The following is a 13,998-nucleotide window of genomic DNA, read 5'->3' as shown; positions in this document are numbered from 1 at the left end:
GCGCCATCCCGCCACGGCTATAGGCGTGCGCATCAACGCTCAAGGCGGCCGAAGGATCAGATCAGCTTCAAACCTTTCAAGCTGGCATGTCCGTTTCCCCCCAGGATGACGTGATCGTGCACGACGATCTTCAGCGGCGTCAGGACGGCGATGATCTCGCGGGTCATCGCCACATCGGCCGCCGATGGCGTCGGATCGCCGGACGGGTGGTTGTGGGCGAGGATGATGGCGGTGGCCGAGAGTTCCAGCGCCCGCCGGGCGACCTCGCGGGGATAGACCGGGGTGTGGTCGACGGTGCCGCGCCCCTGCACCTCGTCGGCGATGAGGTGGTTGCGCTTGTCGAGGAACAGCATCCGGAACTCCTCGCGCGGCGCGAACGCCATGGTGGCGCGCAGGTATTCATGCAGCGCGCTCCACGAGCCGAGCAGTTCGCGCTCGCGGATCGCACCCCGGGCGAGTCGCCGCCCGGCCGCCTCGATCACCTTGAGGTCGGACACCACGCCGGCGCTGACGCCGGGTACCTCCATCAGCCGCACCGGCTCGGCGCTCACCGCTTCGGCGAAGCTGCCGAACCGGGCCACCAGGGCCTTGGCGAGCGGCTTCACGTCCCGCCGGGGGATCGCCCGGAACAGGACCAGCTCCAGAAGCTCGTAATCCGGCAGCGCATCGCTGCCCGCCGCCGCGAACTTCTCCCGAAGCCGGTCGCGGTGGCCGTGATAGTGCGGCGCCTCCTTGCCCAGAGCGGCCGCTTCGGCGCTGTCGGCGAACAGCCCCGCCGCGGCGTCGTCCGGCAACGGCGCCATGGCCGGTCAGGCGGCGGGATTGATGGGCTGGTGCAGCCCCTTCGGCGAGATCGTGAAGATCTCCACGCCGGTCTCGGTGACCGCCACCGTGTGCTCGAACTGCGCCGAGAGCGACCGGTCGCGGGTGACGGCGGTCCAGCCGTCGCCCAGCACCTTCACGGCCGGACGGCCGAGGTTGATCATCGGCTCGACCGTGAAGAACTGGCCGGGCTTGAACGGCACGTCGTAGCTCGCCTCGAGGTAGTGCAGGATCGTCGGCGCGTCGTGGTAGGTGCGCCCCAGGCCGTGGCCGCAGAAATCGCGCACCACCGAGCAGCGCTCGCTCTCCGCATAGGCCTGGATCGCCCGGCCGATATCGTTGGTGGAGCCGCCGGGCTTCACCGCCGCGACGCCGCGCATCAGGGCCTCGTAGGTGATCTCGCACAGGCGCTGCGCCTTGCGAGGCACCTCACCGACATAGGCCATCCGACTCGAATCGCCGTGCCAGCCATCGAGAATCAGGCAGATGTCGAGGTTGACGATGTCGCCCTCGCGCAGCGGCTTGTCGTTGGGGATGCCGTGGCAGACCACGTGATTGATCGAGGTGCAGATCGACTTCGGATAGCCGCGATAGAGCAGCGAGGCCGGATAGGCGCCGTGGTCCATGGCGAAATCGTAGGCGAGCTTGTCGAGCGCCTCGGTGGTGACGCCGGGCTGGGTCGCCTCCATGAGCAGATCGAGGGCCTCGGCCGTGAGGCGTCCCGCGCGGCGCATGCCTTCGAAGCCCTCCGGGCCGTGGATCGGGGGCTCGGGGGCGCGGCGCGTCCCCTGCGCGGTGGCCTGTTCCTGCTGCATCTCAAGACTTTTCGCGGCGTCATCAATCGGGCGTGCGACGTATGTACGGTGCCCGGCGCGGCAGGCCAAGCGGCGCCCAGCGGACACTTGGGCGAGGCTTGCGCCGGCCGCGGGGCTGGCGGCATAAGCGACCGCGAGGCGCCCGGGCGCGCGCGGGCAGATTCGCCGCGCGATCGGTTGCGGGTCAGGCGAGGGCCGGATGGCAGGCAAGGCGGTACCCCACTTCCACAACGAGCCGGGCGTCCCGGTGATCGCCGTGGGGGTGAAGGAGTTCATGTGCATCGGCGCGCTGCCGCCGTTCGACCACCCGCACGTCTTCCTCGACATGGGCGCCGACACCGAGATCATCTGCCAGTACTGCTCGACGCTGTACCGCTATCGCGCGGGCCTGAAGCCGGACCAGGCGGATCCGCAGGCCTGCGTCTGGCAGGACGACGCCAAGGTCGCGGCGGAGTAGGCGCGCGGCTTCCGTGTCATCCGAGAATCGAGCCCTGCGGATCGGAATCGTCGGGGCCGGGATCGGCGGCCTGACGACGGCGCTGGCGCTGTCCGATGCCGGCCATGCCGTCACCGTGATCGAGCGCCGCACCGGCTTCAGCGAGGTCGGGGCGGGGATCCAGATCTCGCCCAACGCCAGCCGGGTGCTCGCCGGCCTCGGCCTGTCGCCGGCCTTGCATCGGGCGGCGAGCGAGCCCCCCGGCGTGACGGTGCGCGCCCTCGACAGCGGCCGCAGCCTCGGCGGCGTCGCCCTCGGCGCCGAGGCGCGCGCGCGCTTCGGCGCGCCCTACCACGTGATCCACCGGGCCGATCTGCAGACCCTGCTGCTCGATGCCTTACGCGGTCGGCCGGCGATCCGCCTGATGATGGGGCGCACCGCCACGGGCCTCACCGAGACGGAGGCCGAGATCCGGCTCGCGGCCGAGAGCAGCGGCGGCACGCAGGAGTTGGCCTTCGATCTGCTGGTCGGAGCCGACGGGCTGCGCTCGCGCCTGCGCGACCGGCTCGATCGGGCGCCGCTCCGTCCGGGCCATGCGGCGGCGTGGCGGGCCCTTGTCCCGATCGACGCGGTGCCGGGCCCCTTGCGCGGGCCGGCGACGGGCCTGTGGCTCGGCCAGAATCGGCACGTCGTGCATTATCCGGTGCGCGATGCCCAATATCTCAACGTTGTGGCGGTCGTGCCCGAGGCGGTGGGCGACGAAGGCTGGGGCCGGCTCGGAGAGCCCGCGGTGCTGCGAAAATTCTTCCGCACCTGCGCCGAGCCGCTGCGCGAACTGCTCGCCGTGCCGGATTCCTGGCTGGTCTGGTCGCTGGCAGACCGGGCGGTGGCGCGCCCGATCGCCCGCGGCCGTTTCGCGTTGCTCGGTGACGCGGCGCATCCGGTCCTCCCCTATCTGGCGCAGGGGTCGGCGCTCGCGATCGAGGATGCCGCGGTGCTGACGCACGCGCTCGCCGCCCACCCGACCGTGCCGGCGGCGCTCGCCGCCTACGCGGCGGAGCGGTCGCCGCGGGTCCGACGCGTGCAGAAGGCGGCCCGCGCCAACGGCCGCACCTATCATGCGCGGGGCCTCGTGGCGCTCGCCCGCAACGCCGTGATGGGCCGGCTCGGCCCCGACGGCATGCGCGACCGCTACGCCTGGCTCTACGGCTGGACGCCCCCGGCTTGATCGCTGACGCGGGCGCCGCTACCGAGGGTCCGATGCGGACGTGGCGGAACCGGTAGACGCACGAGACTTAAAATCTTGCGGCCGCAAGGCCGTGCGGGTTCGAGTCCCGCCGTCCGCACCAGCATTCCCCCAGAACACAGCCTTAAGCATCTGCCGTGAAATCGACGATCCCTCGCATTTGAGTGATCGTCTCAACACAACCGCAGCGCGAGTCCGGCACAATCATCAACCGGAGGTACCGCATGATCGACGCCCTTCAGACCGCCTTCACTGGCATGGCCCGCGCCACCGACCGTCTCGGCAGCGCCGCCCAAACCATCGCATCCGCCGGAGCACCCGTCTCCGGAACGTCCCTGGAACCCGCCGCGCGGGTCGACCTGTCCGGCGCGGCGGTCGAGCTGCTCGGTGCCAAATCCGCCTTCGCGCTGAACGCGGCCGTGGCGCGGACCGCAAACCGGATGACCGGCCAGCTCCTCGACATCAACGCCTGAGCGCCGGCAGCGCCAGGGCGGCCAGAATCGCGGCTGCCGCGAACAGCAGCGCCACACCCACGGCGCGGTAGGCGATGACGCCCACCAGACCGCCCACGAGGAACGATCCGACGGTCAGCAGGTGGAGCTGCAGACGCGCCGGATCGTAGCGCTTCAGCGGGACGCGATCGGGCGCGCCGCGATCGAGCCAGCGCGCGAGCTCGATGCCGATATCGGTGATCATGCCGGTGACGTGCGTGGTGCGCACCCGCGCCTCGGAGATCTTGGTCACCGCGGCGTTCTGAAGGCCCATCGTGAAGCTCAGGCCGAGCACGAGGGCGTGGCCCCGGGTCGGCTCGCCGAGCGGCAGCGCCACGAGCCCGAGGACGACGAGGCAGAATGCTTCCGCGCAAACGCTGTACGCGTGGGAGCCCCGCACGGAGCTGCGGCGGCGGTGCCGGATCAGCAGCGTCGAAGTGGCCGAGCCCAGCACGAACAGCAGGACGAGCAGCAGCGCCTCGCCGGCCAGGGCGAAGTCGCCGGTGCCCGTCCGGTCGGAGATCGCCGAGACGTTCCCGGTCATGTTCGAGGCGTAGAGGCCGACCGCGTAGAACCCCGCCGTGTTCAGCGCGCCGGCAACCGCGGCGAGCGACAGGCCGAGCTTACGATCGGCTTCGGGGGTGCGCGTTGCGCCTTCGTGGACCAGCATCGAATCGTCTTACTGCGCGGGCGCTGAACCGACGGTTCACGCCCGACGCGTCGGCCGAGCGCGCTTGAGAGCGGTTTCCGACCATGGTGCAATCGGGAACCGCCCCAAGCCTTTGTCGGCACGCACGCCCTGTCGCCATGTGGGCGCGCCGAGGGCTTTCAGGCGGCGCCCCGGGTGCCAGCCATCGGCTTACCAGCCGTCATAGGCGCGATGGCCGTAGCCGCGGTATCCGCCGTCCCAGTCCTGGTGCCAGTGACGGTCGTATCCGACCGGTACGCGCTCGTAGGTGACGGTCCTGCGGGTGGCGTAGACCGGGGCGTCCTCCTCGTAGACGCGGTAGGCCGGCGCCGGACGGACCACCACGGGTGCCGGCGCGTAGCCGTACCCGTAGCCGCCGTCATACCCGTAGGCGGGGGCCGCATGGGCCTGGGTCGCGGCACCGATCAGGGCGCCGGCCTCAAGGCCGCCGATGATGCCGGCCGCGATGGCGCCGCCGCCGCGCGCCTCCGCAGCCGAGGAGGCCAGGGTGCCCACGCCGATCAGCGCGGCGGCCGAAAGCAAAGCGAAGCGTTTCATGACCTGTCTCCGAGTGAAGCGGGCGGTTCGAACCATCCCGGATCATGGAGCAGACGATGCCACGGCCGCGCTGCATCGCGCCTGAACTGCGTTTGCAGCAACGGTTCAGCTTGCCGGATTACGCGCCGGGTCCGGCGCCTCCCGGACATAGCCCCTGGAGATCAGGCGGCTGCGCTCCCGGGTGCGCCGCTCGGCCTCCATGAGATCGGACAACGCATCGGCGATCGCGCAGCGCAGCGCGATCCCAGCATCGCCACCCGCGAAGCCGAGATAGGCGCTGCTGATCGCCTCGACGGGACAGGCGTGATCGTCGCGCACGGCATTGGCTGCAATCCGCATCGTGTTCTCCTCCTCGCGCTGGGAACGGAAAGAGAACAAGCCATAAAGGTTAACGCTTCGTCAACGCGCCCATGCCGACCTCATTCCAGGCCGCCATAGCCTGTGGACAACGCGGTTTCACCTCCCCGCGGACTGTGGATAAGCCGGCTCACTCCGGCAATCGGGGCAGGGGTTGCCCGTCTTTGGGAATCGCATAGCGGGCCGCGTTCAGCTCCATGGCCAGCAGCGTGTAGTAGCCCGAAATCGCCGCGAGATCGACGAGCGCCGGCTTGCCGAAGCGGGCCTCGGCTCGGGCGAAGGTGGCGTCGGAGACGCGCTTGGTGTCCTGCAACTCGGAGGTGAAATCGTACACGATGGTCTCGTCGTCGCTCATCCGAGCCGGACGGCGCCCGTCGCGGATCGCCGCGATGATCTCGGGCGAGATGCCCGCCTTCTCGGCGATCGGGGCGTGGACGTACCATTCGTAATCCTGGGTCCAGCGCCGTGCCGTCATCAGGATCACCAGCTCCGACAGGGTGGTGCCGATCTTGGGCTTGAAGCGCAGGTAATCGCCCATCGAGCGCGCCAGCGTCATGACCTCCGGCGAGTACATCAGCGGCTCGAACGGGCCGAAGGGCGGCTTACCCCGGGCCTGCGCGAAGGATTCGGCCGCCTGCTTCTGCTCGGGCGTGTAGTCCTGCGGCGCGATCGTCGGCAGCCTGTCCTGCGCGCGGGCAGCGCCGAGCGCGAGGGGCAAGGCAGCGAGGGGCAGGGCGGCCAGGGCCAGGACGGTCCGGCGAAAGCGCATCGTTTCACTCCCGATGATTTTGAATTCGCCCCAGCTTCGCGGTTGGCCGGCGCGGAGGCCAGTGTCCGGCGGCCGGATCGGTATCGAACGCCGCCTGCCGTCACCGGATGGCGGGGCTGTTGCGCGCGGCATCACTCCGCGCCATCAGCGGCACCGATGCCCGATTTTCAGACCGCATTGCCGATCGAGGCGGCGCTGCCCGCCCTTCGCGCAGCCCTCGCCGCACGCAACGCCGCCGTGCTGGTGGCCCCGCCGGGGGCCGGCAAGACCACGCGCGTACCGCTCGATCTGCTCGACGCACCCTGGCTCGACGGCCGTAAGATCATCCTGCTGGAGCCGCGCCGGCTCGCGGCCCGGGCCGCGGCTGCCCGGATGGCGCAGACGCTGGGCGAGCTGGTCGGCGGCACGGTCGGTCTCCGGGTGCGGCTCGGCTCGAAGATCACGGCCCGGACCCGAATCGAGGTGGTGACCGAGGGCGTGTTCACGCGGATGATCCTCGACGATCCGGAACTGTCCGGCATCGGCGCGGTGCTGTTCGACGAGTTCCACGAGCGCTCCCTGGATGCCGATCTTGGCCTCGCCCTGGCCCTCGACGCGCAGGGCGGCCTGCGCGAGGATCTGCGCCTCCTCGTCATGTCGGCGACCCTCGACGGCGCCCGGGTCGCGCGGCTGATGAACGACGCACCGGTCGTCACGTCGGAGGGCCGCGCCTTCCCGGTGGAGACCCGCTATGTCGAGCGCGACCCGAACCGGCGGATCGAGGAGGCCGTAGCCGAGGTCACGCTGCGGGCCCTCCGGGCGGATCCGGGCTCGGTGCTGGTGTTCCTGCCCGGACAGGCGGAGATCCGCCGGACCGCCGATTTGCTGACCGGGCGCGTCGATCCCGGGGTGGTGCTGGCGCCGCTCTACGGTGCCCTCCCGCCGGCCGAGCAGGATCGGGCCGTCGCCCCGGCGCCGCCCGGGACCCGCAAGGTGGTGCTGGCCACCAGCATCGCCGAGACCTCACTGACCATCGAGGGCGTCCGGATCGTGGTCGATTCCGGGCTCGCCCGGGTGCCGGTCTACGAGCCGGGTCTCGGCCTGACGCGGCTCGTGACCGCGCGCGCCTCCCGGGCCTCCGTGGATCAGCGGCGGGGCCGCGCCGGCCGCACCGAGCCGGGCCTGTGCTGGCGGCTCTGGTCGGAGGCCGGCACCAACGCCCTCGAACCGTTCTCGCGGCCGGAGATCCTGTCGGCGGATCTGGCGGGTCTACTGCTCGACTGCGCCGCCTGGGGCGTCGCCGACCCGCGGACGCTCGCCTTCCTCGATCCGCCGCCCGCTCCCGCGCTGGCCGAGGCCCGCACCCTGCTGGCCGAGCTGGCCGCCCTCGATCCGGATGGACGGCTCACCGAGACCGGCACACGCCTGCGCGCCCTGCCGCTGCCGCCGCGGCTCGCCCGGATGGTGACGGTCGCGGCCGGATCCGGGCAGGCCCAGGCCGCCGCCAACCTCGCGGCCGTGCTGGTCGAGCGCGGTCTCGGCGGTGACACCGTCGATCTCGAAGCACGCGTCGAACGATTTCGAAGTGACCGGGGCGGCTGCGCCGAAGACATGCGCCGGCTCGCCACGGGCTGGGCGCGAATCGCGGGTGGCGGCCCGCATTCCGGATCGGCGCCGACCGGCCCGCTCCTGGCGCTCGCTTATCCGGATCGCGTGGCGCGGGCGCGGGGCCGCGACGGCGAGTTCGTGATGGCGAGCGGCCGGGCCGGCCGGCTCGACCCTGCGAGCCCGCTCGCCCGGGAACCCTATTGCGTCGTCGCCGACCTCGTGGGTTCGGCCGGCAACGCCCGCATCCTGGCCGCGGCGGCGATCGAGGCGACGACCATCGAGGCGCTGTTCGCCGACAGGATCGAAGCGCGCACCGAGATCACCTTCGACCCACAATCCGCCGCCCTCCGGGCCCGGGCGGTGCGGCGGCTCGGCGCCATCAGTCTCGGCGCCAAGCCGCTGCCGGTCCCGGCCGACCTCGCCAGCGCGACGATCCTGGCCCGGGGCATCGCAGCGCTGGGGATCGAGCGGCTCCCCTGGACACCGGCCCTGTCGCAGTGGCGCGCCCGGATACGCTTCCTGCACGCCGCGGAGGGCGGCGTGTGGCCCGACCTGTCGGACGCAGCTCTGGCCGAGACCGCGGAAACGTGGCTCGCGCTCACCCTGGTCGGGCGCGCGTCCCTGGCCTCGGTCACCGCAGACGACCTCGCCGGCGCCCTCCGGGACCTGCTGCCCTGGGAATTGAGCGCCCGCCTCGACACGGAGGCTCCGACACATGTGGCGGTGCCGACAGGCTCGCGCATCGCGGTCAACTACGACGCCGACGAACCCACCCTGTCGGTGCGGGTGCAGGAGCTGTTCGGCCTCGACCGGCACCCCCGGGCCGGCGGACGGCCGCTCGTCCTGCACCTGCTGTCACCGGCCCAGCGACCGATCCAGATCACCCGCGACCTTCCGGGCTTCTGGCGCGGATCCTGGGCGGCGGTGCGCGCCGAGATGCGCGGGCGCTATCCCCGCCACCCCTGGCCGGAGGATCCGCTGGCCGAGGCGCCGACGCGGCGGGTCAAGCCGCGGGGAACCTGACGGCCCCTGCGGGTTTCCAAAGCCGCGGCACAGACGGACGGCACGATGATCACCGAGACCGATCCCTTCGACCCGACCGACACGGGTTGGGCGCCCATCGAGGACGCGGGCTTCATCGCCCTCGTCGGCCCGGTGCACCGGCGCGCCTCCGATGGGGCTTACGCGTTCCGGGCGGAGCAGAAGCACGCGAACCTGATCGGCGTGGTCCATGGCGGCATGCTGATGAGCTTCGCCGACCGCGCGCTCGGCGAGACCGCCATGCGGGCGGCCGACGGCGCCAATTGCGTGACGATCCAGCTTGAGATGAAGTTCATCGATGTCGGCCGCCTGGGCGACTGGGTCGGCATCCACCCGCAGGTGGTGAAGCGGACCGGCTCGCTCGTTTTCATGCGCGGCGACCTGCGCGCGGAAGGCCGGCTGCTGGCCTCCGCGGACGGGGTGTGGAAGATCCTGCGGCGCCGACCCGGTTGACGGAGGCAGGATATTCATCCTAAGTTCGGACGTAGTTCGCGCAGAGTCGGCGTGCGGACGCGAGCCGGGGGGATCGCATGCGTCAGGTGGACATCAACCAATCCGAATGTGAGCCGTCATGCGGGTTTGCCCCGCCCTCGCGCCGTTCGGTCCTCGCCGGATTAGGCCTCGCGCTGGGCTCAGCCGGCCTGGCCGCCGCTGAGCCCGTGCCGCCCAGCACGGTGACGAACCCGCCGCGCGACTTCCGGCCCCATGCTGCCGCCACCACCTACTTCACCGATCCCGACGTACTGACGGTCGATCCGTCCTTCGGGGCCTACATCGTGCCCAACAGCGCGATCCGCCGCCTCTGGACCGGGGCGCTCTGGGCCGAGGGCCCGGCCTGGAACGCGGTCGGCCGGTTCCTGGTGTGGAGCGACATTCCCAACAATCGTCAGCTGCGCTGGCTGGAGGAGGACGGGCACGTCTCCACCTTCCGTGCGCCCAGCAACAATTCGAACGGCAACAGCTTCGACCGGCAGGGCCGGCAACTCTCCTGCGAGCACGCCAACCGCCGGGTGGTCCGCTACGAGCTCGACGGCGCGGCGACGGTGCTGGCCGACCGATTCGAGGGCAAGCCGTTCAATTCGCCGAACGACGTGGTCCAGCACACGGACGGGTCGTACTGGTTCACCGATCCGCCCTATGGCGGCCAGCTCTACGAGGGCCTGCCCGACGAAGCGGGCGGGCCTTCGAATCCGCAGGGCCATCTGAACCCGCGCCTCGGCCAGCCGGCCGGGGTCGTGGCCTTCCGGCGGGAGCTCCCCAATGCGGTCTACCGGATCGACCCGACTGGGCGAATCGACCGGGTGCTGACCGACGAACAGTTGCCGGACCCGAACGGCCTGTGCTTCTCCCCCGACCATAGCGTTCTCTACGTCTGCTCGACCGGCAAGGGCCCCGGCGATACCGGCCCCGGCGGCAAGGGCGAGATTTACGCCTTCAACGTCGCGGAGGGCGGCAAGCTCTCCAACAAGCGCCTGTTCGCGGATTGCGTGGTCGACGGCATCAAATGCGGGCCGGATGGCTTGCGCGCCGATGTCGATGGCAACGTCTGGGCGTCGAGCAACGCCGGCCGGGCCGTCGGCTACAATGGCGTCACGATCTGGAACCCGGCGGGCAAGCTGATCGGGCGGATCCGCCTACCGGAGGTCTGCGGCAACATCACCTTCGGCGGCCCGAAGCGAAACCGCCTGTTCATGGCGGCCAGCCAGTCGCTCTACGCCGTGACCGTAAACACCCAGGGTGCCGGGCCCGCATGAGGCCCTGACCGCACAGCCAAATTCACATCGGGTCGGTCCGGTACACGCCATGGCTGTCGGGCCCTCGGGACGCTATCTGTAGCGGGCATGAGCGAGGATTCGACCGACCCGACCCTGAACCGCCTCAGCGCCGCCCTTGGCGACCTGCCGAGCCGGGGACTGCCGCCGGTGGAGCGCTGGAACCCACCCTATTGCGGCGTGATCGACATCCGCATCGCGGCGGATGGGACGTGGTATCACGACGGCACGCCGATCCGCCGGCCGAAACTGGTCCGGCTCTTCTCCACCATTCTGCGGCGCGAGCCGGATGGGCGCGTCGTCCTGGTGACGCCGGTTGAAAGCGTCGGCATCACGGTTGAGGACGCGCCCTTCGTGGCGGTCGAGATGGCGGTAGACGGGTCCGGTAAGGACCGGCGCATCAGCTTCCGGACCAATGTCGACGACCTCGTCCCGGTCGATTCCGAGCACACCCTGCGCTTCGAGGAGGCGGCGGACGGGGCCCTGAAGCCCTATCTCCATGTCCGGGGCGGTCTGTGGGCGCTCGTCTCCCGGGCGCTCACCTACGACCTCGTGGAACTGGCCGAGGAGGGCACCCTCGACGGGGAAACGTCGCTCGGGCTCTGGGCCGGCGGGCTGTTCCATCCGATCGCACCGGCCACCGCCGCGTGAGCGACGCCATCGCCGAGTTCCTCGCGCGCGCGGCCGCCGGCCTCTCGCCGCATCCGCCTGGGCCGGACGATCCGACCTCCAACCCGCGCGGGGACCACAACCTCGATCCGGACGGTTCGGCCGTGATCCCGCCGCCGCCGCATCGCAGGGCCGCCGTTCTGGTGCCGGTGGTGTTTCGGCCGGAGGGGCCGAGCCTAATCCTGACGCAACGGGCGGCGAACCTGCGCGACCATTCCGGCCAGGTCGCGCTGCCGGGGGGCAAGATCGACCCGTCCGACCCCGATCCCGCCGCCGCGGCCCTGCGCGAGGCCGAGGAGGAGATCGGCCTCGACCCCGCCTCGGTGCGTCTCGTCGGCTATATCGATCCCTACCTGTCGGGGACCGGTTTCCTCGTCACGCCGGTGATCGGCCTCGTCGCGCCGGAGGCGACGTTCCAGCCCAACCCCGCCGAGGTGGCGGACCTGTTCGAAGTGCCGCTGCCGCTGCTGATGGACCGGGAGCACTACCGTCTGCGCTCCCGCGCTTGGCAGGGCCGCACCCGCTACTTCTATGCTCTGACCTTCGGTGAGCGGCTGATCTGGGGCGTCACCGCCGGGATCCTGAACAACCTCCGCGAGCGGCTCTATCCGGATTCGGAACCGGACCGGATCCACCGCTCGGCCGGGTGAGGATGAACCACCATGTTGCGTCGCGTCCTCGAAGAGTTCGGCCTCTTCCTCATCCCCTTCGCGCTGTTCCTGATCTACCTCGTGCTCGCCGGTCGCAACCCGCTGCGCCGGGTCCACTGGGATGCCCACCTCTTCCGTCTCGTGCTCGCCGGATTGACCATCGTGATCGCGACGCTCGTCTACGAGGGGCTGTTCTCCGATCGCCGCGCCGGCGGCTACGTGCCGACGCATATGGAGAACGGTCGGCTCGTCCCCGGTGGCTTCCGGTGAAGCGGGATCTCGATCCTGGCGGCCTGGCGGCGCTCCTCGACCGTGCGGGTGTGCGCCAGACCCTCGCGGCCCTGGACGAGCCGGGCGCCGAGACCCGGCTGGTCGGCGGCTGCGTCCGCGATGCCATGCTCGGGATCGCCGCCGCCGACATCGACCTGACCACCACGCTGCGGCCGGAAACCGTGATGGCACGGGCGCGGGCGGCCGGTCTGAAGGCGATTCCGACCGGGATTGAGCACGGTACCGTCACCCTGATCACCGGGGATGGGCCGCTCGAAATCACCACGCTGCGTGAGGATGTCGAGACAGACGGGCGCCATGCGGTCGTTCGGTTCGGCAGCGATTTCGCCAAGGACGCCGAGCGCCGCGACTTCACGATCAACGCCCTATCCCTCGGCCGGGATGGACGGCTGCACGATACGGTCGGCGGGTTGGCGGATCTGGAAGACGGGCGGGTGCGCTTCATCGGCGATCCCGCAACGCGGATCCGGGAAGACGCCTTGCGGATCCTGCGCTTCTTCCGCTTCCAAGCGCGTTTCGGCAGCGGGGCGCCCGAGGCAGCGGCGCTCACCGCCTGCGTGGCCGCGCGGAATAGTCTGCGCCGGCTATCGCGGGAGCGGATCCGCGACGAGTTCCTGAAACTTCTGACGGCAGCCGGCGGCCCGGCGATGGTTTCGATCTTGAGCGGGACCGGCCTGCTTCAGCGGATCACCGGTGGCATCGGCGAGATGGGACGGCTCGAGCGTGCTGCCGAAGCCGGCTTGTCGCCCGTGATGCGGCTGGCGGCGCTGGCAGTCGCTACACGACACGATGCGGATCGCCTGCGCGACCGGCTTCGGCTCTCCAATCCGGACCACGGTCAGCTCACCGCCTATGCCGCGGCACTGGCGGACCTCCACGGCCGAGCCTCGGTCGACGCTGCGGCGGTCCGGGCCTTCGCAGCCGAGCACGGCCTGTCGCTCGTGACGGAGACGTTGGCGATTCTCGCGGGCGAGCCACGACCTGACGTGACCGACGCGGCGCGGGAAGCGCTCACAGTCTTGCGGGGGGAGGGTGGAGCGCCGGCATTCCCGATTGCGGGGGCCGATCTGGTCGCCGCCGGGATACCGCCGGGCCCGGCGATTGGCCGGGCTTTAGGGGCGGCGCGTCGCCTGTGGCTGGAACGCGGCTGTCCGACTGGCGCGGACGCAAGAGCAACGTTGATGGAGACCGCACTGGCCAGCGCGCACGTGCTTTAAATTTACCATATCACGGCGATGGCTCGGCGCTTCGACGGTACGCGCCAAGCCAAGCTTACATCCAGATGCAACGATAGGAAGCTTTGCAGCCTCAGAGCTTCAGAAGTGCCTTGGTCTCCCGGAGCTGGACGATCTGCCCGTTCAGCTCCTCGCGCTTCTGCAGATCCTCGGTCGCGTCGCGCTGGATCTCGACAGCCTCGATGTCCCGGTCGAGCGAGGCCTGGGTCAGTTCCTCAATCGGAGCTGCGCGCTCGGCCAACACGGTGACCGCTGTCGGCCCGATATCGGCGAAGCCGCCGCGAACGTAGATCCGCTTGCCGCTGCCCTGGCTCTCGGTGACCACGATCACGCCGACCCGCAGAGAAGTCAGCACGGGCGCATGGCCCGGCATCACGGTCATCTCGCCCTCGGTGCCGGGCAACTGAACGGCGGTCACCTCGCCGGAATACAGCGTCCGCTCGGGGCCGACGAAATCGAAGTGGAAGGTGGCCATCTTGGGACGATCCCGGATCCGCGACAAGCTCTCCTCCCCCTTGCGGGGAGGAGACGGAGGTGGGGGTGGTTCAGGAGGCACCGGATCGCTCAATCC

17 protein-coding genes and 1 tRNA gene are annotated in these 13,998 nt (G+C 70.6%); 11 read left to right on the top strand and 7 right to left on the bottom strand.

The genetic code is table 11. The features are described 5' to 3' along the window. Positions 1-56: 56 nt before the first annotated feature. Positions 57-803 carry a RadC family protein gene (gene radC, locus MKK84_RS04950; RefSeq protein ID WP_243917066.1) on the bottom strand — a complete coding sequence of 249 codons (747 nt, stop codon included), beginning with the start codon at positions 801-803 and terminating at the stop codon, positions 57-59. Between the two features lie 6 nt (positions 804-809). Continuing rightward, positions 810-1,637 (bottom strand): type I methionyl aminopeptidase, encoded by an 828-nt coding sequence (map, locus tag MKK84_RS04945; RefSeq protein WP_243917064.1) that lies wholly within the window; start codon positions 1,635-1,637, stop codon positions 810-812. 199 nt (positions 1,638-1,836) lie between these two features. Here map and MKK84_RS04940 point away from each other — a divergent pair, with 199 nt between their 5' ends. The 4 genes from MKK84_RS04940 to MKK84_RS04925 all read left to right on the top strand — a co-directional run bounded on the left by MKK84_RS04940 (position 1,837) and on the right by MKK84_RS04925 (position 3,792). After that, positions 1,837-2,094 carry a zinc-finger domain-containing protein gene (locus MKK84_RS04940; protein ID WP_243917062.1) on the top strand — a complete coding sequence of 86 codons (258 nt, stop codon included), beginning with the start codon at positions 1,837-1,839 and terminating at the stop codon, positions 2,092-2,094. Positions 2,095-2,107: 13 nt separating this feature from the next. Next, positions 2,108-3,301: an FAD-dependent monooxygenase gene (locus MKK84_RS04935; protein WP_243917060.1), complete on the top strand. Its 1,194-nt coding sequence runs from the start codon at positions 2,108-2,110 to the stop codon at positions 3,299-3,301. A 34-nt stretch (positions 3,302-3,335) separates the two neighbouring features. Next, a tRNA-Leu gene (locus MKK84_RS04930) sits at positions 3,336-3,422 on the top strand. Between the two features lie 121 nt (positions 3,423-3,543). Continuing rightward, positions 3,544-3,792 carry a flagellar protein gene (locus MKK84_RS04925; protein ID WP_243917058.1) on the top strand — a complete coding sequence of 83 codons (249 nt, stop codon included), beginning with the start codon at positions 3,544-3,546 and terminating at the stop codon, positions 3,790-3,792. Here MKK84_RS04925 and MKK84_RS04920 read toward each other — a convergent pair. From MKK84_RS04920 to MKK84_RS04905, 4 genes are all read right to left on the bottom strand, one after another. Further along, positions 3,782-4,480 (bottom strand): YoaK family protein, encoded by a 699-nt coding sequence (locus MKK84_RS04920; protein ID WP_243917056.1) that lies wholly within the window; start codon positions 4,478-4,480, stop codon positions 3,782-3,784. The genes MKK84_RS04925 and MKK84_RS04920 overlap by 11 nt on opposite strands. 189 nt (positions 4,481-4,669) lie before the next feature. After that, on the bottom strand, positions 4,670-5,056 hold the full coding sequence (locus tag MKK84_RS04915) for a hypothetical protein (protein WP_243917054.1): 387 nt from the start codon (positions 5,054-5,056) through the stop codon (positions 4,670-4,672). Positions 5,057-5,161: 105 nt separating this feature from the next. Then, positions 5,162-5,395, bottom strand: coding sequence for a hypothetical protein (locus tag MKK84_RS04910; RefSeq protein WP_243917052.1), 234 nt, complete (start codon positions 5,393-5,395; stop codon positions 5,162-5,164). A 148-nt stretch (positions 5,396-5,543) separates the two neighbouring features. Continuing rightward, entirely contained in the window at positions 5,544-6,182 is a 639-nt protein-coding gene (locus MKK84_RS04905; RefSeq protein ID WP_243917051.1) for a carboxymuconolactone decarboxylase family protein, read from the bottom strand. 156 nt (positions 6,183-6,338) lie between these two features. Between MKK84_RS04905 and hrpB the strand changes: the two genes are divergently transcribed. From hrpB to MKK84_RS04870, 7 genes are all read left to right on the top strand, one after another. Next, complete coding sequence (gene hrpB, locus MKK84_RS04900) at positions 6,339-8,792, top strand: ATP-dependent helicase HrpB (protein WP_243917049.1); 2,454 nt, start codon at positions 6,339-6,341, stop codon at positions 8,790-8,792. A gap of 45 nt (positions 8,793-8,837) precedes the next feature. Further along, positions 8,838-9,263 (top strand): PaaI family thioesterase, encoded by a 426-nt coding sequence (locus MKK84_RS04895; RefSeq protein WP_243917047.1) that lies wholly within the window; start codon positions 8,838-8,840, stop codon positions 9,261-9,263. Between the two features lie 77 nt (positions 9,264-9,340). Beyond that, on the top strand, positions 9,341-10,564 hold the full coding sequence (locus MKK84_RS04890; protein ID WP_243917045.1) for an SMP-30/gluconolactonase/LRE family protein: 1,224 nt from the start codon (positions 9,341-9,343) through the stop codon (positions 10,562-10,564). Between the two features lie 87 nt (positions 10,565-10,651). Continuing rightward, positions 10,652-11,233 (top strand): DUF1285 domain-containing protein, encoded by a 582-nt coding sequence (locus MKK84_RS04885; RefSeq protein ID WP_243917043.1) that lies wholly within the window; start codon positions 10,652-10,654, stop codon positions 11,231-11,233. Then, entirely contained in the window at positions 11,230-11,901 is a 672-nt protein-coding gene (locus MKK84_RS04880) for a CoA pyrophosphatase (protein ID WP_243917035.1), read from the top strand. The genes MKK84_RS04885 and MKK84_RS04880 overlap by 4 nt, the downstream gene beginning before the upstream one ends. Before the next feature lie 12 nt (positions 11,902-11,913). Further along, the gene (locus MKK84_RS04875; protein WP_243917016.1) at positions 11,914-12,171 is read left to right on the top strand and encodes a DUF6111 family protein; all 258 of its coding nucleotides are present in this window, start codon (positions 11,914-11,916) and stop codon (positions 12,169-12,171) included. Next, entirely contained in the window at positions 12,168-13,409 is a 1,242-nt protein-coding gene (locus tag MKK84_RS04870) for a CCA tRNA nucleotidyltransferase (RefSeq protein ID WP_243917014.1), read from the top strand. The genes MKK84_RS04875 and MKK84_RS04870 overlap by 4 nt, the downstream gene beginning before the upstream one ends. 91 nt (positions 13,410-13,500) lie before the next feature. On the opposite strand, the gene MKK84_RS04865 is transcribed toward MKK84_RS04870, so the two are convergent. Next, a complete protein-coding gene (locus tag MKK84_RS04865) occupies positions 13,501-13,902 on the bottom strand; it encodes a F0F1 ATP synthase subunit epsilon (RefSeq protein WP_243917012.1) in 402 nt (133 codons plus the stop codon). Between the last annotated feature and the right edge of the window lie 96 nt (positions 13,903-13,998).

It is taken from the genome of Methylobacterium sp. E-065 (assembly GCF_022829605.1).
In the GTDB taxonomy this organism is placed as follows: Bacteria; Pseudomonadota; Alphaproteobacteria; order Rhizobiales; family Beijerinckiaceae; genus Methylobacterium.
Note: the sequence above shows the minus strand (reverse complement) of the source record. Positions and strands in the feature narration are given on the sequence as shown.

Bases quoted from the DNA above. Each gene is read 5' to 3' on its own strand.
- hrpB (WP_243917049.1), top strand. From the start codon at position 6,339: ATGCCCGATTTTCAGACCGCATTGCCGATCGAGGCGGCGCTGCCCGCC.
- MKK84_RS04915 (WP_243917054.1), bottom strand. From the start codon at position 5,056: ATGAAACGCTTCGCTTTGCTTTCGGCCGCCGCGCTGATCGGCGTGGGC.
- MKK84_RS04940 (WP_243917062.1), top strand. From the start codon at position 1,837: ATGGCAGGCAAGGCGGTACCCCACTTCCACAACGAGCCGGGCGTCCCG.
- MKK84_RS04920 (WP_243917056.1), bottom strand. From the start codon at position 4,480: ATGCTGGTCCACGAAGGCGCAACGCGCACCCCCGAAGCCGATCGTAAG.
- MKK84_RS04925 (WP_243917058.1), top strand. From the start codon at position 3,544: ATGATCGACGCCCTTCAGACCGCCTTCACTGGCATGGCCCGCGCCACC.
- MKK84_RS04865 (WP_243917012.1), bottom strand. From the start codon at position 13,902: ATGGCCACCTTCCACTTCGATTTCGTCGGCCCCGAGCGGACGCTGTAT.
- MKK84_RS04910 (WP_243917052.1), bottom strand. From the start codon at position 5,395: ATGCGGATTGCAGCCAATGCCGTGCGCGACGATCACGCCTGTCCCGTC.
- MKK84_RS04875 (WP_243917016.1), top strand. From the start codon at position 11,914: ATGTTGCGTCGCGTCCTCGAAGAGTTCGGCCTCTTCCTCATCCCCTTC.
- map (WP_243917064.1), bottom strand. From the start codon at position 1,637: ATGCAGCAGGAACAGGCCACCGCGCAGGGGACGCGCCGCGCCCCCGAG.
- radC (WP_243917066.1), bottom strand. From the start codon at position 803: ATGGCGCCGTTGCCGGACGACGCCGCGGCGGGGCTGTTCGCCGACAGC.
- MKK84_RS04905 (WP_243917051.1), bottom strand. From the start codon at position 6,182: ATGCGCTTTCGCCGGACCGTCCTGGCCCTGGCCGCCCTGCCCCTCGCT.
- MKK84_RS04890 (WP_243917045.1), top strand. From the start codon at position 9,341: ATGCGTCAGGTGGACATCAACCAATCCGAATGTGAGCCGTCATGCGGG.
- MKK84_RS04885 (WP_243917043.1), top strand. From the start codon at position 10,652: ATGAGCGAGGATTCGACCGACCCGACCCTGAACCGCCTCAGCGCCGCC.
- MKK84_RS04895 (WP_243917047.1), top strand. From the start codon at position 8,838: ATGATCACCGAGACCGATCCCTTCGACCCGACCGACACGGGTTGGGCG.